This window comes from Streptomyces sp. NPDC046335, from assembly GCF_055587985.1.
The window spans coordinates 59,028-83,640 of record NZ_JBVJFF010000013.1 but is presented as its reverse complement, the minus strand read 5'-3'; the positions used below and the strand labels follow the sequence as shown (position 1 = coordinate 83,640).

At 68.9% G+C, this 24,613-nt stretch carries 21 protein-coding genes and 2 pseudogenes; 10 read left to right on the top strand and 13 right to left on the bottom strand.

What is annotated here, in order from left to right:
* Positions 1-16: 16 nt before the first annotated feature.
* Together ACZ6JY_RS30475 and ACZ6JY_RS30470 are read left to right on the top strand one after the other, a co-directional pair.
* Positions 17-970: pseudogene (locus tag ACZ6JY_RS30475) on the top strand (tyrosine-type recombinase/integrase).
* A 595-nt stretch (positions 971-1,565) separates the two neighbouring features.
* Positions 1,566-1,958 carry a hypothetical protein gene (locus tag ACZ6JY_RS30470; RefSeq protein WP_469200970.1) on the top strand — a complete coding sequence of 131 codons (393 nt, stop codon included), beginning with the start codon at positions 1,566-1,568 and terminating at the stop codon, positions 1,956-1,958.
* On the opposite strand, the pseudogene ACZ6JY_RS30465 reads toward ACZ6JY_RS30470, so the two are convergent.
* A pseudogene (locus ACZ6JY_RS30465) lies at positions 1,949-2,730 on the bottom strand (transposase). The gene ACZ6JY_RS30470 and the pseudogene ACZ6JY_RS30465 overlap by 10 nt on opposite strands.
* Positions 2,731-2,865: 135 nt before the next feature.
* On the opposite strand from ACZ6JY_RS30465, the gene ACZ6JY_RS30460 reads away from it, so the two are divergent.
* Positions 2,866-3,117 (top strand): hypothetical protein, encoded by a 252-nt coding sequence (locus ACZ6JY_RS30460; protein WP_469200968.1) that lies wholly within the window; start codon positions 2,866-2,868, stop codon positions 3,115-3,117.
* Here the strand turns inward: ACZ6JY_RS30460 and ACZ6JY_RS30455 are convergent.
* Positions 3,086-4,051, bottom strand: a complete 966-nt coding sequence (locus ACZ6JY_RS30455; protein ID WP_469200967.1) for a LacI family DNA-binding transcriptional regulator — start codon at positions 4,049-4,051, stop codon at positions 3,086-3,088. The genes ACZ6JY_RS30460 and ACZ6JY_RS30455 overlap by 32 nt on opposite strands.
* Before the next feature lie 545 nt (positions 4,052-4,596).
* Between ACZ6JY_RS30455 and ACZ6JY_RS30450 the strand changes: the two genes are divergently transcribed.
* Positions 4,597-6,966 (top strand): glycoside hydrolase family 3 N-terminal domain-containing protein, encoded by a 2,370-nt coding sequence (locus tag ACZ6JY_RS30450; RefSeq protein ID WP_469200965.1) that lies wholly within the window; start codon positions 4,597-4,599, stop codon positions 6,964-6,966.
* A gap of 270 nt (positions 6,967-7,236) precedes the next feature.
* On the opposite strand, the gene ACZ6JY_RS30445 is transcribed toward ACZ6JY_RS30450, so the two are convergent.
* Together ACZ6JY_RS30445 and ACZ6JY_RS30440 are read right to left on the bottom strand one after the other, a co-directional pair.
* Positions 7,237-7,452, bottom strand: a complete 216-nt coding sequence (locus tag ACZ6JY_RS30445) for a hypothetical protein (RefSeq protein WP_469200964.1) — start codon at positions 7,450-7,452, stop codon at positions 7,237-7,239.
* A gap of 294 nt (positions 7,453-7,746) precedes the next feature.
* A complete protein-coding gene (locus tag ACZ6JY_RS30440; protein WP_469200962.1) occupies positions 7,747-8,577 on the bottom strand; it encodes an IclR family transcriptional regulator in 831 nt (276 codons plus the stop codon).
* A gap of 215 nt (positions 8,578-8,792) precedes the next feature.
* On the opposite strand from ACZ6JY_RS30440, the gene ACZ6JY_RS30435 reads away from it, so the two are divergent.
* Complete coding sequence (locus ACZ6JY_RS30435) at positions 8,793-9,362, top strand: TetR/AcrR family transcriptional regulator (RefSeq protein WP_469200961.1); 570 nt, start codon at positions 8,793-8,795, stop codon at positions 9,360-9,362.
* 133 nt (positions 9,363-9,495) lie between these two features.
* Here the strand turns inward: ACZ6JY_RS30435 and ACZ6JY_RS30430 are convergent, their stop codons facing one another.
* A complete protein-coding gene (locus tag ACZ6JY_RS30430; protein ID WP_469200960.1) occupies positions 9,496-10,119 on the bottom strand; it encodes a TetR/AcrR family transcriptional regulator in 624 nt (207 codons plus the stop codon).
* A gap of 129 nt (positions 10,120-10,248) precedes the next feature.
* Here ACZ6JY_RS30430 and ACZ6JY_RS30425 point away from each other — a divergent pair, with 129 nt between their 5' ends.
* Entirely contained in the window at positions 10,249-11,073 is an 825-nt protein-coding gene (locus ACZ6JY_RS30425) for an SDR family oxidoreductase (protein ID WP_469200958.1), read from the top strand.
* A gap of 78 nt (positions 11,074-11,151) precedes the next feature.
* A complete protein-coding gene (locus ACZ6JY_RS30420) occupies positions 11,152-12,348 on the top strand; it encodes an NADH:flavin oxidoreductase (protein WP_469200957.1) in 1,197 nt (398 codons plus the stop codon).
* Positions 12,349-12,702: 354 nt separating this feature from the next.
* Here ACZ6JY_RS30420 and ACZ6JY_RS30415 read toward each other — a convergent pair whose 3' ends face one another.
* The 4 genes from ACZ6JY_RS30415 to ACZ6JY_RS30400 form a co-directional block, all read right to left on the bottom strand.
* Entirely contained in the window at positions 12,703-13,587 is an 885-nt protein-coding gene (locus ACZ6JY_RS30415) for a VOC family protein (RefSeq protein ID WP_469200956.1), read from the bottom strand.
* 42 nt (positions 13,588-13,629) lie between these two features.
* The gene (locus ACZ6JY_RS30410; protein WP_469200955.1) at positions 13,630-14,814 is read right to left on the bottom strand and encodes an acyl-CoA dehydrogenase family protein; all 1,185 of its coding nucleotides are present in this window, start codon (positions 14,812-14,814) and stop codon (positions 13,630-13,632) included.
* 158 nt (positions 14,815-14,972) lie between these two features.
* Positions 14,973-16,139: a 3-hydroxy-9,10-secoandrosta-1,3,5(10)-triene-9,17-dione monooxygenase oxygenase subunit gene (gene hsaA / locus ACZ6JY_RS30405; RefSeq protein WP_469200953.1), complete on the bottom strand. Its 1,167-nt coding sequence runs from the start codon at positions 16,137-16,139 to the stop codon at positions 14,973-14,975.
* Between the two features lie 129 nt (positions 16,140-16,268).
* Positions 16,269-17,150 carry an alpha/beta fold hydrolase gene (locus ACZ6JY_RS30400; protein WP_469200951.1) on the bottom strand — a complete coding sequence of 294 codons (882 nt, stop codon included), beginning with the start codon at positions 17,148-17,150 and terminating at the stop codon, positions 16,269-16,271.
* A 223-nt stretch (positions 17,151-17,373) separates the two neighbouring features.
* On the opposite strand from ACZ6JY_RS30400, the gene ACZ6JY_RS30395 reads away from it, so the two are divergent.
* Positions 17,374-17,946: a flavin reductase family protein gene (locus ACZ6JY_RS30395; protein ID WP_469200949.1), complete on the top strand. Its 573-nt coding sequence runs from the start codon at positions 17,374-17,376 to the stop codon at positions 17,944-17,946.
* Here ACZ6JY_RS30395 and ACZ6JY_RS30390 read toward each other — a convergent pair.
* From ACZ6JY_RS30390 to ACZ6JY_RS30375, 4 genes are all read right to left on the bottom strand, one after another.
* Complete coding sequence (locus ACZ6JY_RS30390) at positions 17,867-18,766, bottom strand: IclR family transcriptional regulator (RefSeq protein ID WP_469200947.1); 900 nt, start codon at positions 18,764-18,766, stop codon at positions 17,867-17,869. The two genes, ACZ6JY_RS30395 and ACZ6JY_RS30390, sit on opposite strands and share 80 nt — an antisense overlap.
* 203 nt (positions 18,767-18,969) lie before the next feature.
* Positions 18,970-19,998 (bottom strand): 4-hydroxy-2-oxovalerate aldolase, encoded by a 1,029-nt coding sequence (gene dmpG / locus ACZ6JY_RS30385; protein WP_469200945.1) that lies wholly within the window; start codon positions 19,996-19,998, stop codon positions 18,970-18,972.
* Positions 19,995-20,972, bottom strand: a complete 978-nt coding sequence (locus ACZ6JY_RS30380; protein WP_469200943.1) for an acetaldehyde dehydrogenase (acetylating) — start codon at positions 20,970-20,972, stop codon at positions 19,995-19,997. The genes dmpG and ACZ6JY_RS30380 overlap by 4 nt, the downstream gene beginning before the upstream one ends.
* A complete protein-coding gene (locus ACZ6JY_RS30375) occupies positions 20,969-21,811 on the bottom strand; it encodes a 2-keto-4-pentenoate hydratase (protein WP_469201132.1) in 843 nt (280 codons plus the stop codon). The genes ACZ6JY_RS30380 and ACZ6JY_RS30375 overlap by 4 nt, the downstream gene beginning before the upstream one ends.
* A gap of 279 nt (positions 21,812-22,090) precedes the next feature.
* Between ACZ6JY_RS30375 and ACZ6JY_RS30370 the strand changes: the two genes are divergently transcribed.
* Both ACZ6JY_RS30370 and ACZ6JY_RS30365 read left to right on the top strand, forming a co-directional pair.
* Positions 22,091-23,674 carry an FAD-binding protein gene (locus ACZ6JY_RS30370; RefSeq protein WP_469200941.1) on the top strand — a complete coding sequence of 528 codons (1,584 nt, stop codon included), beginning with the start codon at positions 22,091-22,093 and terminating at the stop codon, positions 23,672-23,674.
* Between the two features lie 49 nt (positions 23,675-23,723).
* Positions 23,724-24,613: SDR family NAD(P)-dependent oxidoreductase (locus ACZ6JY_RS30365; protein ID WP_469200940.1), on the top strand; the 890-nt coding region annotated here is incomplete at its 3' end.

Here is a 24,613-nt window from a genome sequence, read left to right as displayed (position 1 = left end):
AGCTTGCCCGCACGGCATGGGCACCTACTTCAAGGAGTGTGATCACGCCCGGTCGAGATGGCCGAAGTGCCCGCACCCATACAAGATCCAGTTCCGCGACGCCGCTGGCAAGCAGAAGGTTGAGTCCGGGTTCGGAACCGACACTGAGTATGCGGCGGAGTGGCGGGAGAGCCAGCGGCATCTGGAAGGCTCATCGTTGCGGCACCTGGACTCGCTGCTGGAGCACCACATCTTCCCGGCGCTGGGCAGTAGGCGGGTGGACGCCTTCGATCACAAGGTGGTGGACGGCTTCATCCGGGCGATGGAGCGCAACGGGGCCGGGCTGGCGACCCAGTCCAACGCGTTCGACGAGGTGAAGTCGATCCTGCTGGACGCTCACCGGCTGGGACTGTACGAGGCCAGTCCGCTGGAGGGCATCAAGCCCCCGCAGTACGGCCCGGCCAGAGCGGTCATCCCATCGGCCGCGCAGCTGGCCACGATCCGTACGGCTGGCGACGACGCCTTCCTGCTGATAGCCGATCTGATGAGCGGGTGCGGGCTGCATAACGCCGAGGCCGCCGCGGTCAACCTGCGCAATCTCGTGGCCAGTGACGTGTACCGGGTCACCGAGCAGGCCAACCAGACCAGCGGCCAGTACGCCCGCCTCGAGCACCGCAAGATCGGCGAGTATCGGGACGTGCCGCTGTCGGCCCGGACCCGGCAGACCATCGAGTGGTACGCCGACAGACACGGCACCACCGACGGCTACCTGCTGCGCCACCCCCTGCACCCGGACAAGCCGTTCCCGTACTACTACCTGGCCAACCAGTGGCCTCCAACTGCCTCCACCACAACGTCCCCATCACCGATGTCGCCGAATGGATGGGCCATAAGAGCGAGCATCGACATCACCTACAAGATCTACCGCCACCTCATGCCCGGCTCCATCAGCACCGCCGCCAAGGTCTTGGACATGGGGCTGACCTCATAGCTGGGCTTCGCAGCTTCTTCCAATGCCGCGAGATACGGGTCGCCGTCGTCGCCGACCTAGACGTCCTGCTCAACGCATTCGACAAGTTGGGCGCCAGCGTTGAGTGCTGGCAGCTACGGGAGAGGGTCGTCTCCAAAAGGAGCGGCCGTGCACGCTCGCTGTGAGAGCAGGCTCAACTCAAGAGGAAGGAGCACGCACAGGGGCTGTGTACTTTCGAGGAGTTGAACGCCGCAATCGACGCGTTCCTCGCCCGCTCCACCTCTGAAACGCCCCTGCGGATCCTGGCAAAGGCTGAGGCGGTCGCGATGTCAGGACGACGGCGCTGGGCGTCGATGCCTGCGATGTGATAGGCAGCAGGGATCTACGGTCGGCGGCTTGGCAACTGGCGCACTCGACTGCACTGGCTGACAAAGAGGCGAACGCGCGGCGGGTGTCCGAGGCGTTCACCGTTGTGCAGCCGATACGTCTAGCCCTGCTCGTGCCTCCAGTAGCAGGGATCACATCAACGGCACGCCGACCGCTCAGCCAGCCCATGACGGATTACGGCTAAGGGCTGTCCCGTATGGGGCTCGGCTCTGGCAAGATGCCCGGGGTGGTGAGTGCACAGGACTGGGAGACGACACGTCACCGACTGCATTTCGGGCAACGCTTCCCTGGAACCGTGGCCCGGGTGCCAAGTCCCGGCGTGATCGGCGTCTTCGTGGACATCGGGCTGCCCGTGAACGGCTTCGTTGACGTGCTGCTGCTACCAAGCGAAGCGGAGCGTTGGCCCACGGAGGGCACCGAGTCGGAGTTCGAAGTGTGGTGGGCCGATGAGCGACCCCAGATTCGGCTGAAGCCGACGGACCCTCGGTTCGTGCGCGAGGACTTCGCCGAGTGGCTCACCAGGTGGCGGCCGGGATGGCCGCAGGAGCACGGCATGCCGGTCACGGTCGCCGCCGCTGCACCTTCGCCATCCGAGACCGTCAGTGGAGATGCTCACGGATAGCCCAAGGCAAGGTTGTGCAGGCGGGCGATGCCGCGCATGGCGTGGTGCACACCCTCCCCCCTCAGTCGGCAGTCGTGCAGGATCTTCCAGGTCTTCATACGGGCGAAGCAGTGCTCAACACGGGCTCGGACCTGCTTGTGAGCCCTGCCGGCCTTCTTCCAGTCGGGTAGTTCCTCGCCGGGGCTGCGGCGGTGCGGCATCACCAGTCCTGTGCCCGGGTAGCCGCCATCGGCGATCACTACCGTGTTGCCCGATGGCGACCTTCGCGCCAGACTCAGCCCAGGCACGGCAGTCGTTGCGGTTGCCCGGCAGCGGCTTGCCGATCGCCACGACCAGGCGGGTGTCAGCGTCGATGACCGCCTGATGGTTCGTGGAGTAGCGATAGTTCTTCGACTGCTCGGCGACCTTGTGGTCGCGAGTGGGCCACCAGGGTTCCGTCCACGATCAGCACAGCGTCCCGAGCGAACCGCTGACGGGGCCGCAGGGCGGGTTTCGGCCCAAGGTCGTCGATGCCCCGGTCGGCCGTGGACGCCGATACCCCGAACATCAGGCCCAGTTGCCGCATCGTCAGATTGGTCCGCCAGTACGCGGCAACCAGCAGCGCCCGGCCCTCCAGGGGCAGCTTCCACGGCCGGCCCCGAACCGATACGTCCACGCCCTCACGGCGCAGTTGCGTCACCAACTTTCGGTGGTCGTACCCGAGGCGACCGCGATCCCGTGAAAAACACCGCCACGAGCCGCGCTTGTCACGGCCCTTCCCCCCACTCTCCACGACGCCTGATGACACAGCACTCCAGCCATCCCTTCCGCACGCCGCCTGCCGGCTGGTGGGAGCGTTGGCGGGCGGGGTGAACCACCTGAGCCGGCGCAGCGCTACGAGCTGCTGCACCGTCTGGGCGTTCCCAGCGTGGCCGGCGAGGACTTCGACGGCTGGGCCTGCGACATGGCCACACAGGCCGAATCCTTGTACAGGTTCGTCAACCCGTTCCTGGAGACGTACATCCGCAACGCGGTCGCCGACCACAACGTCCGTCCGCTGCCCGCCCAGTCCTGGGCGTGCCCCGAAGTCGATCAGGACTGGCTCTACCCGGAGTGCCGTCGCATGCGAAGTCAAGGGATGAAGTGCTTCAGGATGACCGGGTGCTTCCGCCGCGGATGATCGCGAGACGCCGCTCCACCTCACATTCCGCGTCCCGGTCGGGAGATGCGTCCGGGGCCCGCAGGAGGACTCTGACGATTTCCTGGCCGCTGAACTGCATGTCGTAGTCAACGGTCGTGATGGTGGGTGACGCGGCGTGCGCGACAGGAGAGTTGTCGATGCCAATGACGCCCAGGTCCTGGGGAACCTTCCTGCCCTGATACACGGCCGCCCCGAGGACGGCTACCGCGACCTCGTCGTTGTACGCGGCGACCCCTACGGACTCCATCGGCAGCTGGTGGACCGCGGCATTGGCGTCACTGTGTTCCATGGCGATACGCAGAGTGGGAAGCACATGAATGCCGTTCTCCACTGCCCACTGATGGACACCCTCCTCGCGAGGCGCCGCAAATGCCTGCTCACGCGCGTCCGCAGGCAGAACGGCGACGATGCTCTCGTAACCGACCGAAGCGAGGTGACGTGCCTGCAGCCGCCCGATCGCCCTGTCGATCGCGGCCTGCTTGGCGGTCGACTGCTCAATGAGGTGCACGCCGTCCGCCAGGAGCTTCTTGCGCTGCGCAGGGGGCACTGGCGCAAGACTGATCACGCCGAAGGGCCGTAGTCCGAGGATCGTGTCGTGGAGGGAGTCCTCGGAACCAGCGAAGCGGAGAAGATTGGTGAGGCCGGCGGAAGTGAGTCCTTCTGTGACGATGTCAATGAGTTCGCGCAGCCGCGGGTTGAAGGTGACATCCGGGATGATCGTGATCACGATGTCACTGGTTCCCCGCACCAAGGTGCGTCCGGCGACGGAAGGACGGTAGCCCAACTGCCGTGCCGAGGCGCGCACACGCTCGACCGTCGCCTCGGCGAAGAGGTGCTCGTGGCCGTTGAAGATCTGGCTCACCGTCGACCGGGACACTCTCGCGTGAACTGCGACCTGCGCACTCGTCGCCATCCACTCCGCCTCTCGACACTCTCCCGAACGACCCGATTTTAACACGTGACAACGAACCTTCTACCGTATGGATTGACGCGTGACAATCGGCGTGTTGTCCTATGAGCGATCTTGGTGAGCGTCTAGCGACGAAGCCCCCCGGAGGGACGAGGATGACCGCGACCTACGCCCCGATGGCTGTGCTCCCGCTGCTCTCGTGGGGATTCCCACGCGCGGGCGCCCATGCCCTCGCGACGGTTCGCCTGTCGCACGACAGCGTGATTCGCGTCCAACCCCCCCCCGGCCACTTCTGGTCGTGCCGAATCGGGTGACCCCATCGGCTGGAGAGCGAGGACAAAGACGTTGGCCTTCCTGCGATCGACAGACGAGGCCGGCGACGGCGCCGTAATCGCGCAGACGGAGTCGTCCGGCCGGACCGAGGTCCGGCTGCTCGCCCCCCCCGGGCGGCCAATAGGTCCCCGCTCGATCCGACACTCCGCCTCTCCACGCCCCCGCGCCGCCACCGGCCGCCGACCCTGATCACCTCCGATTTAAGGACGACATCAATGACCGACCTCCGCTCCCTCGTCTCCCGCCTCAATCTCGACCAGAAGATCGCACAGATCCAAGGCGTCATACCGATGGACCTCATCGACGCCGCCAAGTTCAGTGAGCCGGGCGTCGAAGCCGCCGACTTCGCCACGGGGTTCCCGTACGACATCGACCGGCTTCGGCTCGTGCGGCCCCACGGTGTCGGCCATCTCTCCCTGGGACAGCAGTTCAGCCCAGACCTGGACGGGCTCCGCCGTGACCTCGCACGCTTCCAGGACGTCTCACGCGAGCTGGCCCCGTTCGGCATTGGCGCGCTCGTGCACGCCGAGGGCATCAGCGGGTTCGTCCACCCGCAGGGACACCAGTTCACGACCCCGTGGGGGCAGGCTGCCAGCTGGGACCCCTCGGTCAGTGGCACGGTCGGACGGATCGCCGCGCAGCAGGCACGGTCGGTCGGCATCCACCTGTTCTTCTCCCCCGTGCTCGACCTCGCCCGCGACATCCGATGGGGCCGGGTCCACGAGACGTACGGTGAAGACGCGGAGCTCGTCACACGGATGGCGATCGGATTCATCCGCGGGGTTCAGGGTGACGACGCCGACAGCGGCATCTTCGCCACCGGGAAGCACTTCCTCGGGTACGCGCACTCCCTGGGTGCGCTCAATCAGGCGGCGACGCAGCTCGGCCGCCGCGAGCTGGTCGACGTGCACGCGGAGCCGTTCCGCCGGGCGATCGCCGAGGCCGGCCTGTCGGTGATCATGAACTCGTACAACGACATCGACGGGATCCCTGCCGCGGCCAACCGGTGGCTCCTGACCGATCTCCTTCGGGACCAACTGGGCTTCGATGGACTCGTGGTCAGCGATTACGACTCCCTCACCATGCTGCACAAGACCTACCGCATCGCTCCCACGCCCGGACACGCCGCAGGGCAGGCGCTCGATGCCGGCATCGACGTCGAACTGCCGGGCAATGCCACGACGAGCAGTCTGCGTCCGCTCATCGAGGACGGCACCTATCCGGAGGAGATTCTGGACCGCGCCGTCACCAACGTCCTTGAGCTGAAAGCGCGGCTGGGCCTGATCCCGGAGATCCGTCCTTCGCGCCCCGCCGCGGCACCGGTCGCCTTCGACCAGCCCACCGTTGACCGCCAGGCACGCGAGGTCGCGAACGCGAGCATCACCCTTCTCGCCAACGACGGCATCCTCCCCCTCGCTCCCGGTGCGTCGAAGGTAGCCGTCGTAGGGCCCGCCGCCGACGAGCTCCGCGTCCACTTCGGTGCCTACTCGACCGTCTCCGAGGCGGAGATGGTGAAGGCGATCTCCCTCCTCGCCACCGGCACGCTCCCCGGCGTGAGTGCCTCGCCCGAGGTTTTCCCCGACCTCTTCCAGATCCGGCTCCCCGGCATCGAGCCGATCTTCGAGCAAGGGGCCCGCACGCTCCACCCCGAGTCAGTGACCGCGGCCGAGGCCATCCGTGCCCTCGACCCCTCCGTGCGGTATCACGCGCTCGGCAGCCTCGACCAGGATGCCCAGACCCTGGACCCTGCATCCGTCGCCGAAGCCGTCGCCGAAGCCGATGTGGTGATCGCGATCGTCGGTGAGCGCACCGGTTGGGCCGGCAACAACACCGCCGGTGAAGGCCGCACGGCTGCGAACCCGACGCTGCCGGGCAACCAGAACGAACTGGTCAAGGCCCTCCATGACGCCGGGAAGCGGGTCGTCACGGTGGTGGTCTCGGGTCGGCCGCTCCTCCTGGAGCCGGTGCACGACGCATCCGCGGCGGTGCTCCTCGCCCCCTTGCTCGGTCCTGTCGCCGGTCCGGCGATCGCAGACGTCCTGTACGGCGTCGTCGAACCCGGGGGACGCACCCCCTCCACCTTCCCGCGCCACGGTGGGCAGATTCCCCTGTACCACGGGCACCCCATCGGCAGCGGCAACGACCATCCCTCGCTGCCGCGCCACGGTTATATCGACCTCACCGACAGCAGCCCGCTCTACCCGTTCGGCCACGGGCTTTCCTACACGACGTTCGATGTGGCGCTCGACGGTGTCACGGTCGAGGACGGCACCCTCCGAGTTGGGGCCGAAGTACACAACCCCGGAGAGCGGGTCGGCTCGGCCGTCCTGCAGCTCTACGTGCGCGACGAAGGTGCCACCGTGGTGCGCCCCGTCCGACAGCTTGTCGACTTCGCCCGTATTCCGCTCATCGGAGGCGCCACTGAGAAGGTCGAGTTCACCGTGCCGCTCAAGCGCCTCGCCTACACCTGGCCCGACGGACGCCGAGGCGTCGAAGCGGGCGAGGTGACCGTCCTGCTCGGACTCTCCAGCGCCGACATCCGCGACGAGGCGTCAGTAGAGGTCCCGGCGCTCGTCGTCCGCTGACCCCTGAAGACGCCGAGGGCAGGCAACGGAGTAGACACGAACGACCTCACGACGAGGCTCAGATCCCCGAGCTACCGCCGTTGGCCTGCCTCGGCTTGCGGACATCCCGGTCGAGCAGAAGACGCGGCTGCTTACCGGCCCCGACCTTCAAGGTCAGGAGCCTTCGGAGGCCGAGATCCGCTCGCGGCTGCTCGCGGACGGACTTACGGGCTGAGCCCCTTGGGCGGTGGCGCGTCATCGAGTGGTGTAACAGCGTTACCAAGAGGCGAGTCAGAGGTTTCTCGGCTGGCCGAGGTAGCCCTGGAAACCACCGACTGTCGGGCGGGGGTCCTTCTCCGTCGGGGGCAGTTCGCAGGGGCTCTCGATGCCGACGGCGAGGGCGGTCAGACCGCGCTGGACGTGAGCCAGGCTCTGGTCTCGGTAGCGGCGGCGGCCTCCCATGCCGTCGCCCACCGGATAGGCGGACCGTCCGCTGTCAGACCTCACGGGCGACCGAACCCGCGGGCCGCGAGTAGCGGCCTCACATCTGCCACCGCGGTCGAATGCCGACTTGCCCGACCGGTAGACGACTGCCAGGGCCTCGTGGGTGCGCCCGTTCCGCAGGTCACCAGCACGGCCGGCAGCCGATCGGTGAATGCGCACAGCACCAGGCGGACGACGCCAGTGGACATGTCCGGCGAACACCCCGGTCGTGGAACCACGGTCACTCGCGAGGAGAGTGTGCGCCACCGGAGGTCCGTCCGATCCCCAAGCGGCAGGGCCACCCGCCTTGGAGAAGGACTAATCGCGGGCCAGGGTAGGCGCACTCATGCGGCCCGGGTGAACCCAACAGGCCTGTCGAGCACGGCGGTTGGGCTTCGCCATGCCCGTGGCCGCATGCCAGATGTCTCTGGCGGCCATGCGCACGGCATCCTCGGCGGTACGTGTCGGCAGAGCACCGGTGGGACCACACAGGGAGATGGCTACGCGGAGACCGCTTTCCGACGGGCCAATCGGCGCGGCCACCGCAGTGACTCCCACGGCGCAGCCCTGGTCGTCCAGGGCTACGCCGCCACGGTCACGGACCCGGTTCAGCTCCTGGCACAGTTGACCCGGCGTCTGCACCCCGTCGGCGCCCGCAGGCGGCGGAAAGACCAACTGCGGCCAGTCGCAATCAGACAGACGTGCCAGCAGGGCCCGGCCCGCTGCCGCGTGCACGGCGGGCTGCCGGGCACCCAACTGCCACACCTTCTGCTGGTGCGGCCAGTCGCCGATCCGTTCCAGATGCAGAACATCCGAGGCGACGAGTGCACTCAGATGGACGGTCAGTCCGGTCGACCGGTGCAGAGCATGCATGAAGGGGAGAGACGCCTGATGGACACGGTCCCGACGCACGACCTGAGCACCCAGCTCGAACATCCGGATACCGAGGGCGTATTGGTTACCCTGCCGCTCCACCCAGCCCAGTTCCACCAGCCGCTGCAGTATCCGATGCGCGGATGATCGCGGGAGTTGCGCATCACGGGCGATCTGCACCAGTGTCAGTCGGGAACGCCCGTCGAACGCCTGCAACAGCGAAGCCACTCTGTCGATCATGGTGATGGGCGCGCTCGCGGTGTCCGGTGTCTCCATGGCCACCTCCTGGGCACTCCTGCGGCATTGCGAATCCAGCAGACATGTCAGAAACTGACAGGTATGAGTCTACGTCGCCATCGCCATCGTGTAAACGGATCGGATACAACAGACGCATACGATCGTGTTTGCTGTCGTGTGCGAGTGGCGGAAGGCGGGACTCGATGAGTCGGACGCGTCCTACGGCGACCGAACGGCGTGCCGAAGAGCTGAAAATGAAGATCTCGCGCAAGGCCGCCGAGATCTTCGTCGCCGACGGCAATACATCGGCGACGGTAGAGCGCATCGCCGACGCCGTCGGCATCGCACCGCGGACGTTCCACCGCCACTTCCCGGTGAAGGAGGACGTCGTCCGGCCCCTGTTCCTGGAAAACTCGCTGATCGTCGCCGACGCGCTGCGCGAGGCCCCGCAGGACGGTGACCTCCTGGACGCGCTCGTCTCAGTCTGGATGACAGGGCTGCAAGACGGCGACCTCACACCCTTCCACCGGCGCTTCCTGTCGCTGATGGCATCCAGCCCGCAGTACCGGCTGCGCTGGATGGAAGTGGACGCCCCCCTTTCTGAAGCCATGGCAGCGTTCCTCCGGCGCCGCCCCGAGACGGGCACTGCCGGGGTTGACCGGGCACTGCCGGCCTTCCTCATCGTGCAGGCCACTCGCCACATCGTCATCGAGTGGATTACGTCGGGCTCCGGGGAGATCGCCGGGTTGCTGCGGGACGGGCTGCGCACAGTCCTCTACGGGATCGCCACCCCGTACACCGGCGCCGTACGGGAGGGTGAGTGATCCGGCACCCGCGGACCAGCGCATCCGTGGCGGACCTCCCGCGGGTGTACTTCTCTCCGTGCGCGAGGCGCGACGGGCCGAACACAGATCAGTCAGCCGCCCCGTCGGCCTCGACGCATTGCCGTCCTCCTCATCACGCCTTCGGCGAGGAAGCGGTCAGGCCTGCGGCCAGGAATGCGATGACGGTCCCGGCGGCCGGGAAGGACGGCTCAGCGGCGACGGCGCGTCCCGCAGCCTGGGGCCGACCGTAGAGCTGCAAGAGCAGAGTGAACACCAGCCGCCAGCGGTCTGCGATCTCGTGCACGGTGAGATGGGGCAGCGCCCTGCCGAGCATCACCTCGAAGGGGGCGGTCCCGAACCAAGGGGCGTGCAGGCGTGGTGACTCGGCGCCGAGGCACGTCTGAGCGAGCAGGCTACAAAGTACGCGCCCCCGCGAGGAGCGGACCAGGGCGTCGAACGGCTCCACCAGGGCCGTGACCAGCGCCACGATGTCGACCCCGGCCGGGTCCGCGCCGTCCGACACCCTGGGGTCTGCCAGCTCCTCCAGGCGGTCGCGCCACCGAGGCTCCAGTTCCCGCTCCAAGAGCGCCACCACCAGGCCGTCGCGGGACCCGAAGTGGTAGTGAACGGCTCCGGGATTCAAGCCTGCCTCGGCGTTGATGGCACGGACGGACACCTGGTTCACGCCGTGGTCGAGGAAGAGCCTCTCCGCCGCGTCCAGCAGCCGGTCCCTGGTCGAGGACGATTCATCCGCCATGCGGCTCATTGGAACACACCGCCGAGGAGTAGCCTTCAATCACTGATTGATTTACGTTTGGACAGGGTCGGAAGTGCGATCGCGCGCCTGCCTCTCCGCTTCTTCGCCGACGTCAGAAGGACTCTTGCCATGGGTATTCACCTCGTCACCGGATCCGCCTCCGGAATGGGAGCCGCAACCGCCGACACGCTGCGCCGAGCAGGCCACACGGTCATCGGAATCGATCTGCGTGACGCCGACATCACGGCCGACCTCGGCACGGACGAGGGCCGCGCGGCGGCGATCTCCGAGGTGCTGGAGCTGTGCGCGGGCCGACTGGACGGAGTGGCGGCCGTCGCCGGTGTCGGCCCTTCGCTGCCTGACGCCGGCTCCGTGGTCTCGATCAACTATTTCAATCCGGTGCGTCTGCTGGAGGGACTCCGCCCCGCACTCGCCGCTTCCGGCGGGGGACGCGTCGTGGTGATCGGCTCCAACTCCTCCACAACCGTCCCGATGATCGATGAGAGGCTCGTCGAGCTGCTCCTCGCCGGTGATGAGGAGGCGGCCCGTGAGCACGCCCGTGGCGCGCAGTCCGCGACACCCGCCGAGGTCCGGACCGCTTCCCCGACCATCTCCGCATACGCGACGACCAAGTTCGCGCTGGCCCGCTGGGCCCGGCAGACCGCCGTCACTCCCGAGTGGGCCAGGGAAGGGATCCTGCTCAACGTGATTGCCCCCGGAGCCGTCGTCACCCCGTTGATGCTCGCCGGTGGCCGTGCCGAGGACCTGGACGCGGACGCCTTCCCCACGCCCATGCCCCTCGGCGAATTCGGCACCCCGGAGGACATCGCCTTCTGGGTGCACCAATTCCTGCGCCCGGAGGCCCGCTTCACCACCGGCGCCGTCCTCTGCGTCGACGGCGGCACCGACGCCGCCATGCGCCCCGACTCACAGCCCACGGCGATGACCGCCTGACTGTTTCCACGGAACGTTTCGCCCCTGTCGGCTCGCGCCCCTCAAGCCCGGTTCACCTCAGCCCGAGAGAAGACGAAGATGACGACTCCCGATGTTTTCCAGCCCGCCGAGCTGGGACCTGTCACGCTGCGCAACCGAATCCTCAAGGCTGCGACCTTCGAGGGCATGACCAAGGGTGCCCTGGTCACCGACGACCTGATCGAATTCCACCGCCGGCACGCGGCAGGCGGCGTCGGCATGAGCACCGTGGCCTACTGCGCGGTCGCCCCTGAGGGCCGCACCGAGTACGACCAGATATGGATGCGTCCGGAAGCTCTGCCGGGGCTGCGCCGCTTGGCCGAGGCAGTGCACGCCGAGGGCGCCGCCGTGTCCGCGCAGATCGGCCACGCCGGGCCGGTGGCCAACGGCAAGTCCAACAAGGTGCCGGCCCTCTCACCGTCGCGGACGTTCAGCGCTCAGGCACTCTCGGTCATCCGGGCCGCCTCCAAGGACGACATCCGCCGCATCACCCGCGCGCACGCGGACGCCGCGCAGTACGCCATCGAGGCCGGTTTCGACGCGGTCGAGATCCATCTCGGCCACAACTACTTCGCCAGCTCGTTCCTGAGCCCGAAAATCAACAAGCGCAAGGACGAGTACGGGGGGGCGCTCCAGGGGCGCGCCAGAGTTGCCCGCGATGTGTGCCGCGCGGTGCGGGACAAGGTCGGCGACCGCATCGCCGTCCTGGCGAAGTTCAACATGGACGACGGTGTGCCGGGGGGCTTCTGGCTCGACGAAAGCCTCCAGGTCGCCCAGTGGATCGAGAGCGACGGCACTGTCGACGCCCTCGAACTCACCGCGGGCAGCTCACTGCTCAACCCGATGTACTTGTTTCGCGGGGAGGCGCCGTTGCGGGAGTTCGCCGCTGCCATGCCCCAGCCGGTCAGACTCGGTATCCAGATGGTGGGCGGCAAGTTCCTGCACAGCTACCCGTACCAAGAGGCGTATCTCCTGGACAGCGCCCGCCAGTTCCGGGCCGCGCTCCGTCTGCCACTGGTACTGCTCGGCGGGATCAGCACCAAGGCGACCATGGACCGGGCGATGGCGGAGGGCTTCCAGTTCGTCGCCATGGCCCGCGCCCTGCTGCGCGAGCCTGACCTGCTCAACCGCCTGCAACAGGATCCGTCGACACCCTCCCTGTGCATCCACTGCAACAAGTGCATGCCGACCATCTTCAGCGGTACCCGTTGTGTCCTCGCCGAATCAGGCGCCTCGGGGCAGGCGGCCGGAGTCTGAGGTCGGTCCGACCGACTTGCTCTGGCATGCCGAGGGAACACTCTCCACTCCCGCTGTTCCCTCGGCCGCCTTCCGGGAGCCGGCCGTACACGCCCGGGAAGACATCGGCGCCGTTGACTGAGATGCACCTTCGGAGGGGGGCTGTGGGCACACTCCTCCGGCCGGTGCGAGCCAGGCGTGTGCCAACGGGCACCTGAATCGGCCGAGGACGGCGACGTTCGACCGCAGCATGGTGACGTACGCCCCCTGGTCGAAGGATGCCCAAGACCGGTGGAGAGGAGGCACGGAGGGAAGGCGTGCGAGCCTCCCGACCGGCCACCATCGGCAGCCACCCGGGGGGAGGCGTCGTATCGATCAGCCGAAGTCCCAGTGATGGCCCCAGTAGCTGTCGGCTGTGATCTCCTCCGCGGTGTAGGTCCGCTCGTCGACGAGCAGACCCCAGCAGCCGACCTCCAGGTCCCAGCCGCCCGGCGTGCGGACGTAGAAGGACACCATCTTGTCGTTGGTGTGCCGGCCCAGCGTCGAGGAGACGTGGTAGCCGGCGGAGGTGACACGGTCGAGGGCCCGGCCGACCTCGTCGAGGGTCTCGCACTCGACCATGATGTGAACCAGCGCGGGCGACTTGAGATCGGGTGTGGGCAGCAACGCCAGGCTGTGGTGGCGGGCGTTGACTCCCAGGAAGCGGATGTGCATCGGGTCCACGTCCGGCGGCGTGGGGAGCCGGAACCCGCCGCGGGCCAGGAAGCCGAGCGACTCGTAGAAGCGCCGGGCCGCCTCCATGTCGCCGACCGGCACCACCACGTGGCCGACGCCGAGACCACCGGTGATGAATCGGTTGCCGTAAGGGGTGTCGAGCGGGCTGTGGTCCAGGGCCGGGCCGTGGAAGACCTCGACCGGTGTGCCGCCGGGTGCCAGGAAGGAAATGGCCTCTTCCACGCGCCGTGCCGCAGTGTCCGCGACGGACAACGGCTTGACGGCGACACCGGTCTCCTCCACGGCGGCCTGCACGCGCCGCAGCGCCAGGTGGTCACGTACCTCCCAGCCCACGGCCTCGACCCGGTCCTCGTCGCCGGGAAGGATCACGATGCGTCCGGGGCGCTCGTCCATGCGCAGGTACAGCGCCTCCTGCTCCGGGCCGCTGCCCTCCGCGAAACCGATCGCCTCGTAGGCGAACGCCCGCCAGGGCATCATGTCGCGGCTGCGGATCCTCACATAGCCGAGCGAGCTGATGTCGGTCATCTTCTGCCTCTCTGAGGTAGCGGTGGTGAATGACGAGCTGGGTCAGATCAGGCCGCGCAGCATGCCCTCGGGCTCGACGCCCAGGCTGGTCAGTGCGCTGGCGTGGTTTACGGAGCCCGGCACGTGAATGGCGTGCTGGAGGCCGACGTGGACGTCCCGCCAGAAGCGCTGCATGGAGTTCTTCCGGCGGACGGCGTTGCCGCCGGACCGGGCGAAGATCTCGTCCACCGCGGACACCGCCCGCCAGGCGCACCGAATCTGGTTGCGGCGTACCACCGCGCGGTCTTCGAAGGACACTTGGCGTCCCGCGTCGACCACGTCGTACAGTCGGCTGATGCCGTCCAGGAGCTGAGTCCTGGACGCGGCGATCTCCGCCGCCGCCTCGGAGATGACGGTGAGTACATAGGGGTCGTCCTTGACACGCGTGCCCATCGCGGTGACCCGGTCACGCTGGTAGTCCAGGTGGGCCGCGAGCGCGCCCTCGGCCATCCCGACGACGGCCGCGGTGATGCCGAGCGGGAACATCGTCCAGAACGGCAGCTTGTACACGGTGTCGGCGCGTCCGGCGCGTTCCGCCGCAACCGTGCCTTCGGCCACCTCGGCCGAGTCGATGGTCCGGTACGACGGGACGAAGGCTCCGTCGACCACGACGTCCTTGCTGCCGGTGCCGCACAGACCGATGACGTCCCAGGAGTCCTCGACGATGGTGTAGTCGGCGCGCGGCAGGACCACGTGCAGGCCCTTCACCGGCTGCGCGGGCTTGCCGTCGGCGTCACCCACCAGCGCGCCGAGGAAGATCCAGTCGCAGTGGTCGGTGCCCGAGGAGAAGTTCCAGCGTCCGCGCAGGATGTAGCCGCCGTCGGTGGGCACGGCCACACCCTGCGGGGCGTAGGGAGAGGCGATCCAGGTGTCGGGGTTCTCACCCCACACCTCGGACTGGAGACGGCGGTCCATCAGCGCCATCTCCCAAGGGTGGACACCACCCACGCCACAGACCCAGCCGGTGGAGCCGCAGTTGCGGGCTACCGCCATGACGGCTTCGGCGAAGTCCCGGGGGTGGGCGGCATATCCTCCGAAGTCGGCCGGCTGGAGAAGGCGCATCACCCCGGCGTCGCGGATCAGTTTGACACTCGCGTCCGAGAGCCTGCCGAGCCGCTCGGTCTCCTCCGCGGTGGCCGTCAGTTGGGCGGCCGCCTCCTCTACCCGGCGAACGACCTCATGCGTCATCCGGAAACCTCCGATCGATGGGAAGTCCGTGGGCGGGTGGGCCGTCGCGAGCGGGCACGCCGACGTCCACGGTGGTCGAACCCGACGCTAGGCCTGCCGTTCCGACGCGACGACCAGGCATCCCACTGATCGGGACCCGGGCCCCGTGCAACGGCCGGTCACATCAGGGCGTCCTCGACAGGCAGGCCCAGGACGCCCCCGCCGTACAGCGCCAACGCGTGCTCTACGTCGTTGGCGAGATGGGTGCTGCCGGCGTGCACGTCACGCCAGACACGCTCCACGCGGTTGCCGGTCCGCAGGGCGGCCGCGCCCACATGACTGAAGAGGAGGTCGATCGCCCGGACCGCGCGCTCCGTGCCGCAGACCTGGTCGCGCCGGGTTCGCAGTCTCAGCAACAACGGGATCGGCTCGGACCGGGCGGCGCACGCGTACAGCTCCGCGATGTCGCGGTCGAGTGGGAGTGCCGCGGCGTCCACTTCGGAGGCGGCTCGCGCGAAGGCCGCCCGGGCGAACTGGTTGGCCCCGAAACGGGTGCCGGCCCGAGTGAGACCGTCGTCGTCGCGCAGCCCCTCCAGGTATGCCGTCAGACAGCCCTCGACGGCACCGACCAGCGGCACTGTGGTGGCGGTGGCAAACAATGCCCCGAAGGGCATGCGGTACAGCGGCCCGGGATTGATCCGCTGGCCGGGACCGCACATCCGGGCCCGCTCGTCGGTGCGCAGGACCCGGTGCCTCGGTACGAACAGCGACTGTGCCACGAGGTCGTTGCTGCCGGTACCCCGCAGCCCCACCGTGTCCCACACACGGTCGTCGACGCACTCGGAGCGCGGCACCAACGCGGTGATCAAGTCGACGGGCTCACCGTCGCCGGAGACGACGACCGCACCCAGCAGCGCCCACGCCGCGTGGTCGGAACCGGAGGAGAACCGCCAGCGTCCGGAGAGCCGGTACCCGCCGTCGACGGGGGTCAGCCGCCCCGCGGGCGCGTAGGAGGAGCAGACCAGGGTGTCGGGGCCGGTCGCCCAGACCTCTTGCTGGGCCCGTCGCGGGAGCAAGGCCACGTGCCAGGAGTTCACGCCGAACAGGGAAACGACCCAACCGGTTGACGCACAGGCGCCGGCCAGCGTGCGGACCACCTCGTAGAACACACGGGGATCGGCCTCGCTGCCGCCATACCGGTGCGGAACCAGCATCCGGAACACCCCAGCGGCCGTCATGTCGGTCACGTCGGCGGCGGACAGCCGTCGCTCGGCGTCTCGCGCGCGTATCCCCCGCTCGATCAGCGGAAGCAGCTCTCGCACCCTGTCGGAGACGGTGTCGCCCATGTGATCAGCATGAACCGAGCGGGCTCCCGGGCCGGTTGGAGGTTCCACTCAATGGGACGGACCGGAAGGCAGGCTCCCGGCTCCCGGCTCCCGGCTCCCGGGGAGAGGCATGCCCGGCCGGGCTGGTCGTCAGCCGTCGGCATCGGGCCGGGTCAGAAAGGCCAGCACGGCGCTCTCCCACGCTTCCTTCTGTTCGATCATCACCCAGTGCCCGCAGTCGGGCAGGACGTGCACCTCGGCCCGCGGCATGGTGCGCATGGGCAGCAGTGCCATGTCCACCGGGCTGACCCGGTCGTCCCGCCCCCAGGTGATCAGGGTCGGCGCGGTGATCCGGTGCAGCATGGCCCAGTACGGCGGCTGATCGGACTGCTGGGCCGACGCCATGGCTGCCGTGAGCGCCTTGCGTCCATACATGCGGCGCGCGGCCGCCAGGGTGTCCGGATCCGTGGCCTGGGCCCACCGTTCCTCGATCATCTCCTCGGTGACCACGTCCCGGTCGTGGACCATGGCGTGCATCCAGCGCACCAGGCCCTCTCGGGTCGGGTTTTCCGTGAAGTCCACCAGGAGGTTGATGCCCTCGCCGGGGGCGGGACTGAAGATGTTCCGGCCGATGCCGCCCACGGTCACGATGCGCCGGAACAATCCCGGGCGAGCGATCGCCAGGTTGGCAGCGACGATGCCGCCCATCGAGTTGCCCACCACGTCGACCCGGTCGAGACCGAGGCCTGTCAGGAACCGCTGGACGGCCTTCGGCGCGGCGGCCATGGGGTGCTCGTCGGTGGGATCGCTGACCCCGAAGCCGGGGAACTCAAGGACCAGGCAGCGGAAGTGGCGGGAGAAAGCCGCAAGGTTGCCACGATAGTTCCGCCAGCCCGTCACACCGGGTCCGGAACCGTGCAGCAGGAGCAGGGGCGGCCCCTCACCCACCTCGTGGTAACGCAGTACGCCCTCGTCGGTGGGCAGTTCCTTCAGGGTTCCGGACTGGCTGATACCGGGGGTGGCGTCCGTCATGGCAGGTGGGACCTCCTCGTCGGTGACTCCGGTGCGGACGACCTTACGGACGCCGGGGCTCTGAAGGGTTCGTGGTCCCGTACAGCGGGACTCGTGACTCCCGTTCGAGACCTGGAGCGCGTCCCGTCACCCGCTGCCGACGCGGCTGCTTCCGGTGAGCGGGATCGTGCCAACAGGCGGCAGGCACCGGCTCCCTACTGTCGGATCCGTGACGACAACCGATATGAGCATCAACGGCAAGCAGGATGTGGAACCGGATGAGTTCCGACGGGCCATGGCTGAGTTCGCGAGTGGAGTGACCGTGGTGACGGGCATGGAGGGGCGGGAACCGGTCGGATTCGTCTGCCAGTCCTTCGCGTCCGTCTCCCTGGCCCCGCCACTGGTCATGTTCTGCGCGGGCCACGGGAGCCGTTCCTGGCCCAGGATCCGTGCGGCCGGGCGTTTCACCGTGAACGTGCTCAGTGAGCTTCAGACGGCTCTGTGCGAGAGCTTCGGATCCCGGCAGGGCCGAAAGTTCGAGGAGACGGAGTGGGAACTCTCCGTGTGGGACACACCTTCGCTGGCAGGGGTCCTGATGCGGGTGCACGCGGACATCGTGCAGGTGATCACTGCGGGCGACCACGATGTGGTGGTGGGCAGGGTGCTGGCGACCGAGCGGGTCTCCGACACTCGCCCCATGATTTTCTTTCGTGGTGGCTTTACTGTGCCCACCCCTGTCACCACCAGCGCTCCCCCTGCCCGGCCTCGACGAACTTCGTCACCGGGTCGGCCGACCAGTTCCGGCTCCGAGGTGTGACGGTGTGCGGGGCAGTCCGCTCCGCGTCGGCGTCGGTGTGCAGTTCGGCCGCGACGTCCTTGGCCGCGGCGACCACCACGGGGGCGAGCCGTTCAAGCGGGCTCGAGGCCTCACCGACCAGTGAGAGGGCACCGGTCGGACCGTCGGAACCGGGTCCGGGGACCGCGGTCGCGATACAGCCGATCGACGGAACGTACTCGCCCCGTTCGACCGCGACGCCGCGACGCACGCGGATCGCGCCCAGCTCCCGGTGCAGATGGCCGATGCTGCTGATGCTGCGCCGGGTCAGACGGACCATCAGGCCGGCGTACTCCTGGTCGATACGTTCAGGTTCCAGGCGTGCGAGCATCGCCTTGCCCAGGGCGGTGCAGTGCGCGGGTGCGCGCCCGCCGACGCGTGAGGGGACCGCGACGGCGGATCTGCCGCCCAGCTTGTCGAGGTAGTACACCTCGGCCTCGTCGAGGACCGCCAGGTGGACGACCAGTCCCGTGCGCAGGGCCAGTTCGTGCAGGACGGGTGCGGCGGCCGCTCGGAGCGCGCCGTGGCCGGTCTCGCGCCCGCCCAGGCCGAGGGCGCGTCGGCCGAGCCGGTAACCGGACGATGTGTGGTCGAGCCAGCGCATGCGTACCAGCTGGTCGAGAATGCGATGGGCCGTGGAGCGCGGCAGTCCCGTGCTGTTGACCACGTCCTCCAGGGTGAGCAGATCGTAGGGCCTTTCGAACAGATCCATGATCAGGGTCATCCGCTCGATCATGGACTGGGGCAGCGGCGGCCTGGCCTCCAGCGTGGACCCGGCATCGTGACTCAGTGCTGAGTTCATGCCAGTACCTCTCGGTAAAATTGAAATTGCTTCTAACTCACGCTAGCTCCACGAGCAGATGCTTGGGAAGCACCCGGTAAGCACCTGATGCGTCCTCATCGCAAGCCACACGACAGCAGGCCAGAACCCGGGAAAGGGTTCTGGCCTGCTGTTCGGGTCGGCGCTGGGGCGGGGATTCGTGAGATGCCCTCGGGCGCCTGCGGTCAGGTCGTTCGCGCCTCGGCGGCGGTCATGTCCAGGGCGATGTCCACAATCATGTCTTCCTGGCCGCCCACCAGTCCGCGCCGTCCGACCTCCATGAGGATGGTCCGCGCGTCCAGTCCGTACCGCTCCGCAGCGGCCTCCGCGTGCCTCAGGAAGCTGGAGTACGCACCCGCGTAGCCGAGGGTGAGTGTCTCGCGGTCCACCCTTACCGGGCGGTCCTGGAGCGGCCGAACGAGGTCGTCCGCGGCGTCCTGCAGGGCGAACAGGTCGCAGCCGTGCTTCCAGTCGTGGATGTTCGCCACCGCGATGAACGCCTCGATGGGGCAGTTGCCGGCACCAGCGCCTTGCCCGGCGAGGGAGGCGTCCACCCTTACGGCACCCTCCTCAACGGCGACCACCGAGTTGGCCACCGACAGGGAGAGGTTCTCGTGGGCGTGGATGCCCAGCTGGGTCCCTTCGTCGAGTACGTCGCGGTAGGCGCGGAAGCGTTCACGTACCCCGTTCATCGTCAATCTGCCGCCGGAGTCGGTCACGTAGACGCAGTGGGCTCCGTAGGACTCCATCAGCTTGGCCTGCCGGGCGAGTTCGGCGGCGGGGGCCATGTGCGACATCATCAGGAAGCCGGAGACGTCCATGCCGAGCTCGCGGGCAGTGGTGATGTGCTGTGCGGAGACGTCCGCCTCGGTGCAGTGGGTGGCCACGCGCACCGACCGCACACCCATGGCGAAGGCACGTTTGAGGTCGGCGATGGTGCCGATGCCCGGCAGCAGCAGGGTGGTCAGGACGGCGCGGTCGATCACCGCGGCGGCGGCCTCGATCCACTCCCAGTCGGTGTTGCTGCCCGGTCCGTAGTTGAGGCTGCCGCCGGCCAGCCCGTCGCCGTGGGAGACCTCGATCGCGTCCACCCCGGCCGCCTCCAAGGCAACGACGATGCGGGTGACATCCTCGGGCGGGATGCGATGCCGTATGGCGTGCATGCCGTCCCGAAGGGTGACGTCCTGGATGTACAGCTGTGTCCCCGCGGTCACGCGGTCACCTCCGTGAAATGGCGCCGGGCGACGCGCTCCCCCACGCGCAGCGCGGCCGAGGTCATGATGTCGAGGTTGCCCGCGTAGGCCGGCAGGTAGTGGGCGGCGCCCTCCACCTCCAGGAACACGGTCACCTTGGTCGTCGCCGCCCGCACCCCGTCCGGCAGCAGCGTGTGCACGGGCTCGTCCGCGCCGACCGGCGTGAACTGGACCTCCTGCTTCAGTCGGTAGCCGGGTACGTACTCCGCGACCGAGGCCACCATCTCCAGCACGGACCTGCGGACGGCATCGTGGTCGGCGTCGCCGATCAGGCAGTAGACGGTGTCCCGCATGATGAGGGGCGGTTCCGCCGGGTTGAGGACGATGACCGCCTTGCCGCGGAGGGCGCCGCCGACGGACTCGATCGCGGCCGAGGTGGTCTCGGTGAACTCGTCGATGTTGGCCCGGGTTCCCGGCCCCGCGGACCGGGAGGAGATGGACGCCACGATCTCCGCGTAGGAGACCGGAGTGACCCTGCTGACCGCGTGGACCACGGGGATGGTGGCCTGTCCGCCGCAGGTCACCATGTTGAGGTTGTCGGCGTCCTTCGCCAGGTGCTCGTCCAGATTCACCGCCGGCACCACATAGGGGCCGAGCGCGGCCGGGGTGAGGTCGATGAGCCGCTTGTCGTGGGGCGCGAGCCGTTTGGCGTTCTCGATGTGCGCCTTGGCGGAGGTGGCGTCGAAGACGATGTCGATGTCCGCGAAGTGGTCCATCGCGATCAGGCCGTCCACACCGTCCGACGTCGTAGGGACTCCCATGCGCGCGGCCCGCGCCAGCCCGTCCGAATCCGGGTCGATGCCGACCATGGCGGCCATCTCCAGGACGGCGGACAGTCGCATCACCTTGATCATCAGGTCGGTGCCGATGTTGCCGGATCCGACCACGGCCACCTTGGTACGGGGCGTGCCGCTCGTCGTCGTGTCGCTCGTCATGTGGCCTCTCCAGGGGCTTCCGGGCGGGAGAACGTGGCGGACACCGCGCCGAGGGCCGAGAAGGAGGCTTCCACCCGGGCGCCCGGACCGACCGGTACCAACGGGCCCAGCGCACCGGACAGCACGACCTGGCCGGCCCGCAGGGGATCACCGAACTCCCGCGCGGTGCGGGCGAGCCACAGGAGCGCCGCCAGCGGGTCGCCGAGGCAGGACGCCCCGTCTCCCTGCGAGGCGACCTGCCCGTTCAGGTGGAGCGTCATGGCGACCTCCACCGGCTCGAAGTCCGCGAGTGACACCCGCGGGTCGCCGAGTACGAACAGCCCGGACGACGCGTTGTCGGCCACGGTGTCGGAGATGGCGATGTCCCAGTCGGTGATGCGGCTGTCCACGATCTCCAGTGCCGGCACTGCATGGTCGACGGCGGCCCGAACCCGCGTGAGGTCCAGGGCATCGCCGTCGAGGTCCTCGCCCAGCACGAAGGCGATCTCCGCCTCCACGCGCGGCTGCAGCAGCCGCTCGCTGGGTACGGCCGGCAGGCCGGAGACGTCCATGTCGTCGAAGAGCGCCCCGAAGTCCGGCTGTGCCACCCCCATCTGGCGTTGCACCGCCGGTGAGGTGAGGCCGATCTTCCGGCCGACCACACTCGCTCCGCGGGCCAGCCGGTGGCCGGTGATCCTCTGCTGCACCTCGTAGGCGGCGGCGATGTCGGCCGCGCCGAGCAGATCCCGTACCGGTGGGCACGGACGTCGCTCGGACTCGGCCCGTTCCAGTCTCCGGACCGCCGCGGCCACCGCGGCCTCCCGGTCGGCGTCGGCCGCCGATTCCCGTACCTCTGGCATCCCGCCCTCGTCTCGTGTCACGTCGTGTCGCCCTCACACTGATCGGCCGCGGAGGGCCACGACCACGCGGTGTACCGCTCAGTGGGATCACCGACCAGGACGGTTCCGGCCGCCTCCCGCTCAGCGGGACACGCGGCCACGACGCCGCCCATGTCGGGGTAGGCAGGGAACCGACCGCATCCGCGGGACGCGAGGCCCCTCCCCCGACAGCCGACGAGGGCCGCGGCCGGGCCGCACCCCCGGGTGACCACGCCACCACTCACCAGGAGACGACCACGCATGACCGGTACGGCGGCACCACCCGACTGGCACGAGGAATGCGACGTGCTGGTGGCCGGCTCCGGGGGTGGCGCGCTCACCGGCGCCCTCACCGCCGCCGACCAAGGACTTGACACCCTGGTCGCCGAAAAGACGGGCTTCTACGGCGGCACCACGGCCTATGCGGGTTCCTGCCTGTGGCTGCCGGGCAACCAGGCGCAGGAGCGGGCCGGTCTCGACGACTCCGCCGAGCTGGGCAGGACATATTTCCGGGCGGTGGTGGGCGACAGCGCCCCGCACGACCTGCAGGACGCCTACATCGACAACGCGGGCCCGCTGGTCACCTACCTCGAAGGCCACCCCGACCTGCGCTTCGAGCACCGGCCGTTCCCCGACTACTTCCCGGCGCCGGGCCGCTTCGAGCAGGGCCGCGGCATCTTCCCGGTGGAGTTTCCGGCGCCGGACGGCGAGGACGGCCTGCTGGACGCGGTGCGCCCGGCGGCGTGGCAGGAACGCCTCGGCATCCCCGCCGGACGGGAGCCCTTCACCGACGGCCGGGCGCTGGTCGCCCGGCTGCTGTCCGCGCTGCGCGCGACCGGGGGCGCCAGGTGCCGCCTGCACACCGCGCTCAACGGCCTGGTCACCGGTGCGGACGGCGCGGTGCTGGGCGCGGAGTTGCTGGTCTCGGTCCCGGGCGAGGAGCCCCGGCCGCTGCGGGTCCGGGCCCGGCGGGGCGTCCTGCTGGCGGCCGGCGGTTTCGAGGCCTCGGCGGAACTGCGCCGCTCCTGGCAGGGCATGCTCGGGGCCGACTGGACCATGGGGGCACCCAGCGGCAACACGGGGGACGCCATCCTGGCCGCCCGTGCAGTCGGCGCGGACACGGCATTGCTCGACCAGTCCTGGTGGTGTCCTTCGGTGCTCTTCCCGGACGGCTCCGCCAACTTCACGCTGGGGCTGCGCGGCGGTGTCTTCGTCGACGGCACCGGCCGCCGATTCGCCAACGAGAGCCTGCCGTACGACCGCATGGGCCGCGCGATGCTCGACGCCGGGGCGGGCACGGCGCCCGACCGGCCTGTGTGGTGGATCTTCGACGGCCGCTGGGGCGACGACCTTCCCGGCATCGTCACGGTCCCCGTGGCCCGGGCGGGCTTCACCGAGGCCGGCCTGTGGCGGACCGCCGGCACCCTCGATGAACTGGCCGCCGCGATCGACGTCGACGCGGCGAACCTCGTCGGGACCGTCCGGGACTTCAACACGGCTGCCGCCAAGGGCGTCGACCCCGACTTCCACCGCGGTGAGGACCCGTACGACCTCTTCTTCGCCGACGGCGGCGGGCCGAACCCCGCCCTGGTACCGCTGGAGAGCGGTCCTTTCCACGCCGTACGACTCGTGCTCGGCGACCTGGGAACCAAAGGCGGTCTGCGCACCGACACCTCGGCACGCGTGGTACGTGCGGACGGCTCGGTGATCCCCGGCCTGTTCGCCGCCGGCAACACGATGGCCTCCGCAGCCGGAACCGCTTATCCGGGGCCCGGCGCGCCCATCGGATCGGCGATGGTATTCGGCCGCCTCGCGGCCCTCGCCATGGCATCCGGCACTCGATGACCACGGACCGGTCCCGGGGCCGCGGGCCACGGGCGGAACAGGAGACAGGATGACCAGCGCCTCTGAGGCGTTCTCCGGCGGCACGGCCGTCATCACCGGCGCCGCCGCCGGAATCGGGGCTGGGCTCGCCCGCCATGCCGCCCTGGAACTGGGCATGAGGGTCGTCCTCGCCGACATCGACGAACAGGCCCTGGAGCAGACGTGCGCCGAACTGACGGATGGCGGCGGGAAGGCGACAGCGGCCCTGGTCGACGTTCGGGACGCGGCGGCACTGGAGCGGCTGGCGGAACAGGTCGCCGACGAGTTCGGTCCCGTACGACTGCTGGTGAACAACGCGGGGCTTGAGCAGTTCGGCTACCTCTGGGACACCCCGGTGGCGAACTGGGAGCGTCTGGTAGCGGTCAACATCAGCGGTGTGTTCCACGGCATCCGTGCGTTCCTGCCCCGGATGCTGAAGCAGACCGAACCCGCATGGGTGCTGAACCTCTCCTCCGTGGGCGCGGTGACGGCGATGCCGCTGCAGGCTCCCTACATCATGAGCAAGCATGCCGTGCTCGCCCTGACCGAATGCCTCCATCAAGAGGTCGCACTGGCCGGAGCCGGTCACCTCCATGTGGGCGCGGTTCTGCCGGGCGCCGTGGTCTCCCGCATCTTCGACGCCGCCGGTGGCGTCGAAGGCGGCGATCTGCGTGCCGCCGAAGCCGCCCGCGAGTCGATGTTCCAGGTCCGTGAACGGGCGATCAGCGCCGACAAGGCTGCCGAGGTCATCCTGCGGCAGGCCGCGGAGGACGAGTTCTACATCGTCACCCAGCCCGAGACGGTGCTCGGGATGATGCGGGAGCGGGGCGCCCCGCCTGTCGGGGGGCAAGCCCCCCAAACCCCCCACCACAAAAAAGTCTTGACAGACAACAGAAAAGTGGTCCCCCCCCCGAAAACAAA